5 protein-coding genes are annotated in these 11,908 nt (G+C 39.5%); 1 reads left to right on the forward strand and 4 read right to left on the reverse strand.

What is annotated here, in order from left to right:
- The first annotated feature begins 233 nt into the window (after positions 1-233).
- A complete protein-coding gene (locus DHW03_RS13695) occupies positions 234-3,275 on the forward strand; it encodes a glycosyltransferase family 117 protein (protein ID WP_109926393.1) in 3,042 nt (1,013 codons plus the stop codon).
- A 736-nt stretch (positions 3,276-4,011) separates the two neighbouring features.
- On the opposite strand, the gene DHW03_RS13705 is transcribed toward DHW03_RS13695, so the two are convergent.
- From DHW03_RS13705 to DHW03_RS13725, 4 genes are all read right to left on the reverse strand, one after another.
- On the reverse strand, positions 4,012-4,974 hold the full coding sequence (locus DHW03_RS13705; RefSeq protein WP_109926395.1) for an acetyl-CoA carboxylase carboxyltransferase subunit alpha: 963 nt from the start codon (positions 4,972-4,974) through the stop codon (positions 4,012-4,014).
- A gap of 127 nt (positions 4,975-5,101) precedes the next feature.
- Positions 5,102-6,661 carry a S10 family peptidase gene (locus tag DHW03_RS13710; RefSeq protein WP_109926396.1) on the reverse strand — a complete coding sequence of 520 codons (1,560 nt, stop codon included), beginning with the start codon at positions 6,659-6,661 and terminating at the stop codon, positions 5,102-5,104.
- 217 nt (positions 6,662-6,878) lie between these two features.
- The gene (locus DHW03_RS13720) at positions 6,879-8,474 is read right to left on the reverse strand and encodes a SusD/RagB family nutrient-binding outer membrane lipoprotein (protein WP_109926398.1); all 1,596 of its coding nucleotides are present in this window, start codon (positions 8,472-8,474) and stop codon (positions 6,879-6,881) included.
- 19 nt (positions 8,475-8,493) lie between these two features.
- The gene (locus DHW03_RS13725; RefSeq protein ID WP_240618538.1) at positions 8,494-11,772 is read right to left on the reverse strand and encodes a SusC/RagA family TonB-linked outer membrane protein; all 3,279 of its coding nucleotides are present in this window, start codon (positions 11,770-11,772) and stop codon (positions 8,494-8,496) included.
- Between the last annotated feature and the right edge of the window lie 136 nt (positions 11,773-11,908).

An 11,908-nucleotide genomic window follows, 5' to 3' on the forward strand; every position in this document is an offset into this window, starting at 1 on the left:
TTTAAACACTTCTAACTAAATACGGATTAAAAAATTGCTTACTGGTGCAACATTTTGTTTTTGTAACCGACTTTATAGATGAACAATAATGTTTTGCTTTAAATTCATTTTAAGCTTGTTTGGTTAGCAAATGTAAAATCCATCTAAAATTTTACCTTTTTATCGACTAGAATAGTTAATTTCGGCAGCATTTTTATGTCAAAACAAAATTTAATTATCATTATAATAAACCAATGAATTATTCAAAAGTTAATAATATAGTAGGCTGGCTCTGCTTTTTAATTGCGACAATAACTTACGTTTTAACCTTAGAACCTTCTGCTAGTTTTTGGGATTGTGGTGAGTTTATCGCTTCTGCTTTTAAAATGCAGGTTGTTCACCAACCGGGTGCACCTTTGTTTTTAATGATTCAAAGATTCTTCTCGATTTTTGCTGGTGGAGATAAAACGCAAATTGCTTACTGGATGAACATTGGTTCGGCCATTTCGAGTGCTGCAACCATCCTATTTTTGTTTTGGACCATAACTGCCCTAGCCAAGAAAACCCTAATTAAGGTTGGTGAAGAACTGACTACTGGTAAATTAATTAGCATTATGGGTGCTGGTGCAGTTGGTGCTTTAGCTTATACATTTTCTGATAGTTTTTGGTTTTCGGCGGTAGAATCTGAGGTGTATGCTCAATCTTCTTTATTTACGGCCATTGTTTTTTGGGGCATTTTAAAATGGGAAGCTCATGCTGATGAGCCTAGAGGCGACCGGTGGTTACTCTTTATTGCATATATTATGGGTTTATCCATCGGGATACACCTTTTGAACTTACTCACCATACCTGCGATGGCTTTTGTTTATTATTTCAAAAAAACCGATAAGCCTACAACCTCAGGAATTTTTAAAACCTTATTGGTTGGGGTTTTAATTTTAGCGATCATACAATATGGAATTATTCAGTATTTGGTTTCATTTGGAGCTTATTTTGATTTATTCTTTGTTAACACCTTAGGTTTAGGCTTTGGAACGGGCGTATTGTTTTTTGCGGTTTTATTAATTGGTGCTTTTGTTTGGGCCATTAGGTATTCAATTGCGCATCAGAAAAAGTTACTAAATCTGGCGCTAATTTCAACCGTGTTAATCATTTTTGGTTATACTTCTTTCTCAATGATTGTGATCAGAGCGAAGGCTGATCCTAACTTAAATAACAGTGCGCCGAAAGATGCTTTTTCTTTTTTAAGTTATTTGAATAGAGAGCAATACGGAGACAGACCTTTATTATTTGGGCCAAATTACAATTCGGAGAGATCTGGTGTAACAGAGGGAAAAACCATTTGGAGAAAAGGCGAAAATAAATATGAATCGGCAGGGAAGAAAAGCGACTATGAGTACAGCGACAATACCTTATTACCGCGTATGTATAGCGATGACCCAAAACATGCTGCCTTTTATAAAGAATGGATGCACATGGACGATAGTAAAAAACCTAATGTTGTGGATAATGTGGGTTTCTTATTTAGCTACCAAATTGGGTACATGTACATGCGTTATTTTATGTGGAATTTTGTTGGTCGCCAAAACGATGAACAAGGACAGGGAAGTGGATTTGAGGGTGAATGGATTAGTGGAATAAAGGGTGTAGATAAAATTCGCATGGGCGATCAAAGTCATTTACCACCATCAACGGTTGATAATAAAGCTTACAATCGTTTCTTTTTCTTACCGCTAATTTTAGGTTTGATGGGTGCAGTTTGGCATTTCAAACGCAATCAAAAAGATGCTGGAATTGTTGCCCTACTGTTTTTCTTTACGGGTATCGCCATTGTATTGTACTTAAACCAGAAACCTTTAGAGCCTAGAGAAAGAGATTATGCTTACACGGGTTCGTTTTATGCTTTTGCAATATGGATTGGCTTAGGTGTATTGGCAATTAAAGAATGGTTGTTTAAAAAGCTAACACCAACAACCGGAGCCATTGGTGCCACTGTTATTGGCCTACTTGCGGCTCCAACCATTATGGCCGAGCAGGGATGGGATGACCACGACCGTTCTACCAAAATGGTTCCGCATGATATTGCTTTAGATTACCTTCAATCTTGCGCACCAAATGCCATTTTGTTTACCTACGGCGATAATGATACTTATCCACTTTGGTACATTCAAGAGGTGGAGAATGTTCGTCCAGACGTACGTATTGTAAACTTAAGCTTGTTTGATACGGATTGGTACATTAACGGAATGAGACAGAAGCAAAATGAATCTGCTCCGCTTCCGATTAGCATGGTTCCTTCTCAATACGTGCAAGGTGAGCGGGATGTATTGCCTTTTGATGATTACAAACTTGAGGGCGATGTTGAACTTAAAAAAGTTGTCGATTTATTGTTATCAAACGATGATGGCGATAAAGTACCGATGCAAGATGGAACGAAATCAAACTTCTTGCCAACAAAGAACTTAATGATTACGGTTGATCCTCAGCAAGTGATTAGCACAGGAACTGTTCCGGCGGCTGATGCTTCGAAGATAACTACGAAAATGGATTGGAAATTTAATAAGGGCTATGTAACTAAAGGAACGTTGGCCATGTTTGATATATTAGCTCACAACAACTGGAAACGTCCGATTTACTTTGCTTCTACGGTGCCTTCTGAACAATATAACGGTTTAGATAAGTACTTGTACAATGAAGGATTGGCGCTACGCCTATTGCCTTTAAAAGCAGATACAACGTCTTCTGAGGAAAGGTCGGAATTGACAAACACGCCTGCTTTGTACAACAATGTGATGAACAAATTTAAATGGGGTAACATGAAAACAGCTACCTATTTAGATCCGCAATCATCAGACGACACGTTCATCTTCACCAACATTTTCAGTAATTTGAGTAGTAACCTGATTAAAGAGGGTAAAACAACTGAAGCTAAAAAAGTGCTGGATAAATATTTTGCGGTAATGCCTCAAAAATTCTTTGGTATCCGTACAGTTGTGGTTAAATTTTACATCGCCGAAAACCTATATAAATTAGGAGAAACTGCTCGGGCGAATGAAATTTTAACTACTTCTGCCGATTACATTAATAAGGAATTAACCTATTTGGCTGATATTTCTCAATCGAAGGGAACGATTACGGGTTCGCAGAATGTTCAAACTGGTTTATATTATTTGGATAGAATGATTAAGACGAGTAAGGCTGCTGGACAGGCTCAGGTAAGTAGCCAATTGGAGAAAATATTTGCTGGTTTAGAAAGTAGATTTTCAATGTATTACGCTCAAGGGCCACAACAATAGTGGTTTAAGGAAATAAAATGCATTAAGCTTCACATTAATTTGTGAAGCTTTTTTTTTGGAATTTTATGAGCATAAAAAAGGGCAGCCATAATATGACTACCCTCTAAATTTGTCTGTTTCCAGCCAAATAAATTAACGCTCTCGATAAAAGAACAGGCAAAGCTTAAAATGGTTTTATAAAAGTGAAAAAAGTTTAGCTCATAAACGTTTGAGGCCTTCTAGAACACAACAGTTTAATTTTAAACGACCTAAGACAAATCAGGATACAAAAGCAATGTGGCAAATTGATGCGCGCAAATTGCTCTTTCTTAATTGTGATTAGTGGGGGGTTCGGTTCGCATTAAGGGAGAAAGACTAAAGACAACTAACATTCATCAGGATGCTGAAATAAACTCAGCATGAAAGGAAGGGCTGTAATAGATAACTATAAGATGTCGTCCCTTAATTTATTTGAGGATTTTAGTTTTTTTGATACGCATAATGATGAATTACTATTAAGATGCTGAAATAAATTCAGTATGAACGGTTAGCCTATTGTGAATGTCGGTTAGCTTGTTCAGAATAACCTATTGTTTAAGTACGACCAAATCAAAAGGTATCGGTCTGAATTTATTTCAGGGTTTTAGCTGGTTTCTGCAGGATATTTTCTTTGCCCCTATCTCACACATTATTAAGGGCAAAAAAAATCCTGTTTTGCAAAAGCAAAACAGGATTTTAAGTTTATGTTATTGATAAATTATTCGTTTACCACACCCATTGCACAGAATTTATCAATTCTCTGTTCAATTAATTTATCTGTTTTAATTTTACCTAAGGCCGTTAAATCTTTAACGATATAGTCTTTTAGGGTTTGTCCCATCAACTCTGGGTTTTGGTGCGCTCCACCTAGCGGCTCAGGGATGATTCCATCGATTAGCTTGTTTCCAAACATGTCATCTGACGTAAGTTTTAAACAGGCTGCTGCTTTTTCTTTAAAATCCCAGCTTCTCCACAGAATGGATGAGCATGATTCTGGTGAAATTACGGAGTACCAAGTATGCTCCAACATGTAAACTTTATCGCCAATACCAATACCCAAAGCTCCTCCAGACGCGCCTTCGCCAACAACAACACAAATAATTGGAACTCTAAGAATAGACATTTCCAAAAGGTTTCTGGCAATGGCTTCTCCCTGACCGCGTTCTTCTGCTTCTAAGCCTGGATAAGCGCCCATTGTATCGATAAATGAGATTACTGGCTTATTAAATTTCTCTGCCAGGCGCATTAAACGGAGGGCTTTACGATAGCCTTCTGGATTTGCCATCCCGAAATTACGGAATTGACGTTCTTTAGTGTTTTTACCTTTTTGATGACCAATTACCATAACGGTTTGTCCATTAATGGTTGCAAAACCTCCAATAATCGCTTTATCATCCTTCACGGTTCTATCGCCATGTAGCTCGATAAAGTCATCGCAAATCATGCTGATGTAATCGAGTGTTTGAGGTCTGTCGGGGTGGCGGCTCATTTGAACCCTCTGCCAGCCGTTAAGGTTGTTATATAAGTTTTGAGTGGTTTCTTCTAGCTTGCCATCTAGTTCATCTAAGGTAGCAGACATATCTACTTTAGTTTTTTCGGCAACTTGTTTAACCTTTTCCATTTGCTGAACTAAATCTGCAATGGGCTTTTCAAAATCGAATGATGTTTTTATTTGTTGCATAATTGAACCACAAAAATAAGTAAATATTTTTAGTTTGCTGTTACGGTTTTTTGTTTCAGCTTGGCAAAAAACAATTCCATTAAATGGTAGAAGCCATTAATTAAATGGTTAATGGCTTAAATATTCGTTAAAATTTGGCTGCCTGACCTTCTTTTGGTAATGCCTTCATGATAAATTCGCGGATGTGGTTGTTGGCTGTTTTAAGATCATCTTTGCGTAGATACATCATGTGTCCACTGCGGTAGCCTTCCCAAGTCATTCTATCTGAGAGTTTGCCCGCAGCATCTAATTGCCACATGCTGTATTTTGCGTTAAAATAATCACATGCTCCATCATAATAGCCTGATTGAACGAGAAGATGCAAATATGGGTTTTGCGCCATGGCCTGACGTAGGTTGTCGCCTGTTTTGTCTCCTGTATTATCCCATGGGTAAACGGAGCCGAACATGTTGTACTTGAGGTCGGTTTTATAATTAAGCTCGTTTCTAATGTACATGTTTATGGCTGGGGTAAAGGAATGCAACCATGAAGTTAGCTCTGCATTGTAGTCTGGCCCTTCTCCGGCGCTCATTTTATCAATGCCTCTGTAGCGAGAATCTAAGCGTCCTACCGTGAAGCCTTTATCTCTAAGCAATTCTTTCCAGAAGAAATCGGTTGGTACGTTTAGGTTATAATCTAATATCACCTTTTCGGATAAACCAGAGTAGTGCGCCATTTTCGCGGCGATTGCTTTCTTTTTATCGGGATTGAGCATGCCACCCTGTGCGATGGCTGGAATGACTTCGTTTATGGTGAAGTTTTCTACTTCTGGCAACATGGCGGTTAAATCTTTGTTCTGCAAATCGGCTGGCAATACTTTTTGATACCAAGCGGTTGCTGCGAAATATGGTAGGCGTAAGGCGGCATCAACAGGCCCCCCTCTTTCTATGCCCAATTCGGTTGGAGATACCAATACTACTCCATTTAGGTACATCCATTGATTATTTTGTAATTCTAATGCCAAACCTGAAACCCGGGTTGTGCCGTAGCTTTCGCCAATTAGGAATTTTGGAGATGCCCAACGATTGTTTCTGGTTACGAAGGTATTGATCCATTCTGCCAGGTATTTGATATCCGCTCGCACTCCAAAAAATTTATTTGTTGGAATATCCTTATTTACTGCTCTTGAATAGCCTGTGTTTACTGGATCTACATATACGATGTCGGCTACATCTAAAATTGAATATGGGTTTTCTTTATATCCATAGGGCTGAACGGGATAGCCTTCATCATCAATATTTAAAACTACTGGGCCAGTATAGGCAATGTGCATCCAAACGGAAGCTGAACCGGGACCGCCATTAAAGGATATTACTAATGGTCGTTTTGCTCGGTTTTGAACATCGCTTCGTTCGTAATAGGTATAAAATAAGCCTGCTATAGCTTTACCATCTTCATCCCAAACGGGTAAAGTTCCGGTTGTTGCTTTGTAAGGAATGCTTTTTCCATTAACAGTAACGGTATGATTGGTGATTACCGTGCTTTCTACTTTGATGGTTCTTTCATTAACCGCAGGTTTTGATTCTTCTTTAACGGTTACCTCTGTTTTGGTTACGGTTTCTTTAGCTGGATTTCTTGCCGGTCGTTGCTGTGCATTTGCAAGTAGGCTGGCGCAACATAATGTAGTGAGTATGAGTTTAAGTTTCATGGAATGTTAGTTTGGTTTCTAAATATCAAACTAATGCCTGGCTATTCAAAAAACCAATTAAAATTGTTACTATAAGGGCTGGAAATTTGTGGACGCTTTTAGATAAAAGTTTATCAGCCACTAAGCTTGGGAATGTTGCCCATTTTGGATGGACCTGTAAATCAAAAAGCCGACAATGCTTTCGCAATGCCGGCCTTACCTAATGTTTTAATGTTGGTTATTTATCCCACCAGACTCTACCTGCAAGGGTATCGCCACCGGTTACTGCCGATGAGGCTGCTTTATAATTTGTTCCATTTTTCGCGGCTTCTTCTACGGGGTATGGGAAACGACGTGGAATGGTACCAACCGTTGCATTACCAGGATAAACTACTGGTGTTAGCACTGGAAAACCAGATCTGCGCCAGTTAGACCACGTTTCATAAAAATCGAGCATGGTATTGGTGTGTAACCAATATTGGGTATTAATCATTTGTAAACCATTCGCAGCAACATAGGGGTTTGCTGCTACATAAGCATCTGCTACGGTGCTGGCAATTGCCATCGATGCGTCGTATTGGCTTAAATAAGTTATCGCGGCTGATACACCACTTGCGTAATGGGATGAGGCAGTACCACCAATATTCCACCGTTGTGCGGCTTCTGCTAGTAACAATTCGCTTTCCGCATAGGTGAGTATAAAGGTTGCTCCATTTTTCTTTAACATTCCGGGGTTTGGAGACGAGTAATCTGGAAAAGTGGTGAAGGTGGCGTCTTGTCTAACATCACGTCCGGCTAAACCGCTTAAATCTTTTCCGTTAGGCATACCTTTTTGTACCAGAGGATTGGCATCAAAGGCGGCATTTTGGCTTTTTGAATTTTCGTCAATAAATAATTTGGTTACCGCTACTTTTCCTAAACGTGGATCGTTGGTTGCTTTTAGTGCATCGATAAACGTTTTTGACCACTTCACGTAATAATTTTCTTGTCCACCATCACCAGATAGTACCTGACTGTTTCTGTTTTGAGTTACTCTGGCTCCTGAAACATCATGCAAAAGGAAGGCGTTATCATCGTTATTAAGCATGGTTTTTCCAATCACCTTCGTGGCATAGGCTTTTGCTGTATTTTCATCGGCTTTGGTTAGGCGCATTGCAATTCTTAACAAGAGTGTATTGCCAAAACGCTTCCATTTGTTAATGTCGCCTTTATAAATTACATCGCCTGTTACTTTATCGCCATTAACATTTAGGGCATTCGTAGCTTCTTCTACCTCTTTTAAGAGATCGGTATAAATGGATTGTTGCGAATCGTATTTGGGTGCAAAGTTGCTGGTGTAATATCCTTGGCCGGCTTGTGAATAGGGTACATCACCATATAAATCGGTAAGGCGTTCAAAAATTAAGGCTTTCCAAATTCGGGCCACTTGCTGTACATTATTGTATTTTTGCTGTCCTTTGGTAAATTCTACTACATCCACAATGGGCTTAACCTGCTCTGTGTATGCGCCAACGCCTGCATTTCCCCAATAGGCGGCCGTGTAGCCTTCGTTTAACAAATATTTATCGCCTGCCCAATAGCTAATTACTGTAGAAAGCCCCTGCATCATGGTGGAAGCATAAATTAAGTTTCCCCTCCACGTATCATAGGCAAAATCGGTACTTCCTGTGTAGGTTAATTGAGCGGTTGTTAAAGTATAATTTGGGTCGAAGCTCGCTGCCCCGTAAGCTGATGGATTGGTATTAATTTCTTCGAAATCTTTGGTACAACCCGTGCCTAATAAAATGCCAACACACAATAGAAGGCTATATTTTTTTAATATGTTCGTTTTCATTGTTCTGTCTGTTTAAAAATTAAAGCTTAACACTAAGATTTATACCAAAGGTTCTAACGGGTGGTACGCCACCTAATTCCAATCCTGGGAATGTAGCGTTATAGCTAGATTCAGGATCGATGTTATCCGTTTTCTTCATCAGGATAAATAAATTCCGACCAACGAGGCTTACGTTAAGTCCTTGAATTTTGTTGTTGAACAATTTTGCTGGGAAGTTATAGCCCAAAGTCATCTGTCTGAACTTGATGAAACTCGCATCCTGTACGAACTGCTTAGAAACATTGTTTGCAAAAGTGCTGTAATAGGTTGCTGCATTCACGCCTAAGGCATCCCGGTTTTCTAAGGTTGCTTGGTGCAAGCCAAATACGTATCCATAATAATCGGTTGCAGAGAAAACCTTTCCGCCCCATTTACCATCTAGCAATACAGATAAGGTTAAGCCTTTATAATTAAACTCGTTATTCCAACCTGCAAACCATTTGTTATAGGCAGATCCGTAGTCTACCAACTCACCTCTTACAGGAATTCCAGCGGCATCTAGTCTGATTTTTCCTGCTGCATCATAGGCATAATCATAAGCTGAAACTTGGGATGCGGCTTTGCCAGGGATGTTCTGTAAAAAGCCAACGCCAGATCTTGAAGTGGCTAAAAGTTGAGAAGTTACGCCATCTGCTAATGAAATAACGGTGTTTTTATTGTAAGAAGCGTTGAGCGAAGATGTCCAAACGAAATCTTTGTTTTTTAAAACCTGCCCTGATAATAACAGCTCGTATCCTTTGTTTTCGATTTCTCCTGAGTTTAACACTGCACCGGCATAGCCCGTTGTACTTGATGTAGTTACAAAAGAGATTTCATCTTTAGACAGTTTTTTGTAGTAGGTAAAATCGAGATTCAATCGATCGCCAAAGAAGCGCATTTCGGTTCCTATCTCAAATTCGCTTGCTTTCGAAGCTTTTAAAGCAGAGTTAGGAATATTTACGTTGGTAATGGTACCTAGTGGTGCACCATTTAAACTTTCGCTTCTAAAATTATACGTTAATTGTGTTTGATAAGGATCGGTTGCCTGACCTACAACTGCATAGCCTGCGCGTATTTTACCAAAGCTTAAAAAACTTGGTTTCCAAAGTTCGGTGAATACAAATGAGCCACTAATTGATGGGTAGAATACACTTAATTTATTGTCTTTGCCTGGTGTTGCCAAAGTAGAGAACCAATCGCTTCTGCCGCTACCTGTTAAATAGAAAATATCTTTGTAGGTGAGTTCTAGCGTTCCGTAAACAGATTGTGTTTCAGATGCGGTTTCTACATTTCCTACTGATTTATTTTTTGCATTTAGAATGTTGTAAACGCCGAATACGGCAAAGTCTGATCCGTTATTGGTGGTTTGATTGATGTGTGTTCTTCGATAACTTGCTCCTATATTTGGGGTTATGGTAAAATCTTCATCTACTTTGAATGATTTGCCCACCAATCCATCTACGTTAATATCAGAAAACTTAGTAGCCTGTTCTGCTATTTTACCGGCGGGGAAATAGGCGGTACCTGATGGAACAACATTTTTATAGGCATCGGTATAGGCATCTCGACCGGCCCTGCCTTGTAAAAATAGACCATTATCGAAGGTATATTTTGCGTTAAATGAGCTAATTAGGCGATCGCGTTTCGTATCGTTTATAAACTCGTTTGCTGCAAACCAAGGATTGGTTGCATAAACATTACCTGTGTTGTACAAGATTTCGTTGCCCGCAGCATTTTTATAAGGAATAAGATCGTTTACACTTACGCTGGTGGGTAAGAAAGCCACGTTGTAATTGGCGTTACCCGCCCCATCTGATAACATTGGTCTGTTTTTGGCCTGCTCCAAAATGTAATTCATTCGAGCATCGATGGTTAGTCTTTTAATTGGGTTGAAGGTTCCTGTTAGGTTAAACGATTGCCTGTTTAAGCCAGAGTTGGGCACAACTGAATTATTGTGTACATCGTTGGCTGATAAACGAATGGTTCCGCCATCAAATGTTTTATTTAAGGCAAGGGTGTTAGACCATGTTCCACCGGTTTTATAAAAATCTTCGATATTGTTTTTTTGTGCGGTGTAAGGTCGGGCTACACCATCAAACTGAACCACATTCGATCCGTCTAATTTAGCGCCCCAGCTCGATCCACCAACTTGAGCGGCAGCGGCAGCATCAGTGGGTTTTGTTCCGTTTGCACCTTGTCCGTACACATATTGCCAATTGGTTCTATCCATTACTTGTTCGGCAACGTAATTGGTGTTAAACTCAACACTATTTCCCTTTCCACTTTTGGTAGTGATTAAAATTACCCCGGCCTTTGCACGGTAACCGTATAACGCAGAAGCGGCTGCACCTTTTAAAACGGAAATGCTTTCGATATCATCTGGATTTAGATTTCCAATGGCATCGCCCAAATCTGGAGCATTATCATATTGACTTCCCGTGTTGCCATTTGGATTTAAGTTGTTCAATCCCACTGGCTTATTTTCCATTGGTACGCCATTAATTACATACAGCGGTTGGTTGGTTTGACTCAAACTGGAAACACCACGAATGGTAACGCTTGATGCTGCACCTGCCCCGCCAGCGGTAGAACTGATGTCTAAGCCGGCAACCTTGCCAACTAAAGAGTTTACAACGTTATTTTCTCTTGCCTGGGTTAATGATTCGCCGCTCACCTGTGTTACCGAGTAACCCAATGCCCTACGCTCTTTCTTAATGCCCAAGGCAGTTACCACTACATCGGTTAATTGTTTGGTGTCTTCGGTTAAAACGATGGTTAGGTTAGTTTGGGTACCGATTGGAATTTCTCTGGTTTGAAAACCTGCATAAGAAACCACCAATATTGCATTTTCTGGTGCGTTTAAGGCGAATTTTCCATTAATATCTGTTGATGTGCCGGTACCTGTTCCTTTAACACGAACACTCGCACCCGGCAATACGCCGCCAAGCCCATCTTTTACAATTCCACTTATGGGAACTTCTTTACTTCTGCTAATTACAATTAAGCCTCCATCAGAAACGGAATACTTTAAGTTTGTTTTGTTTAGGATGGTGGCCAAAACATCTGTTACCAAGGTGTTGGTTACGGTGATGCTTACATCCTTGTTTACTGGTACATAAGAAGAGCTATACACAAAATGATAACTGCTTTGCTGCTCTATAATCTGTAAAACCCTGGCTAACTTGGTTTTCTTTACATCGATAGAAATTTTTTCCTGAGAAAAAACCGATGCAGAAACATTCAGGCAGGTAATGAAAACCATAATACAGGTTAGTTTCATTAGCATAATGAATTTTAAAAACGCCCTATATTTAAAGCGCCCTTGCAGTAAGTAATAATAAATCATATTTTTGTTTTTTTGGTTGCATAAGTTCTTGGCAGCAATCTGTTTGCGCATAAACTGCCATTAATAAATC

The organism is Pedobacter yonginensis, assembly GCF_003173595.1.
Classification (GTDB): domain Bacteria; phylum Bacteroidota; class Bacteroidia; order Sphingobacteriales; family Sphingobacteriaceae; genus Pedobacter; species Pedobacter yonginense.

What these genes read in the sequence shown, in the direction of transcription:
- DHW03_RS13695 (WP_109926393.1), top strand. Translation starts at nt 234, where the DNA reads ATGAATTATTCAAAAGTTAATAATATAGTAGGCTGGCTCTGCTTTTTA.
- DHW03_RS13705 (WP_109926395.1), bottom strand. Translation starts at nt 4,974, where the DNA reads ATGCAACAAATAAAAACATCATTCGATTTTGAAAAGCCCATTGCAGAT.
- DHW03_RS13710 (WP_109926396.1), bottom strand. Translation starts at nt 6,661, where the DNA reads ATGAAACTTAAACTCATACTCACTACATTATGTTGCGCCAGCCTACTT.
- DHW03_RS13725 (WP_240618538.1), bottom strand. Translation starts at nt 11,772, where the DNA reads ATGAAACTAACCTGTATTATGGTTTTCATTACCTGCCTGAATGTTTCT.
- DHW03_RS13720 (WP_109926398.1), bottom strand. Translation starts at nt 8,474, where the DNA reads ATGAAAACGAACATATTAAAAAAATATAGCCTTCTATTGTGTGTTGGC.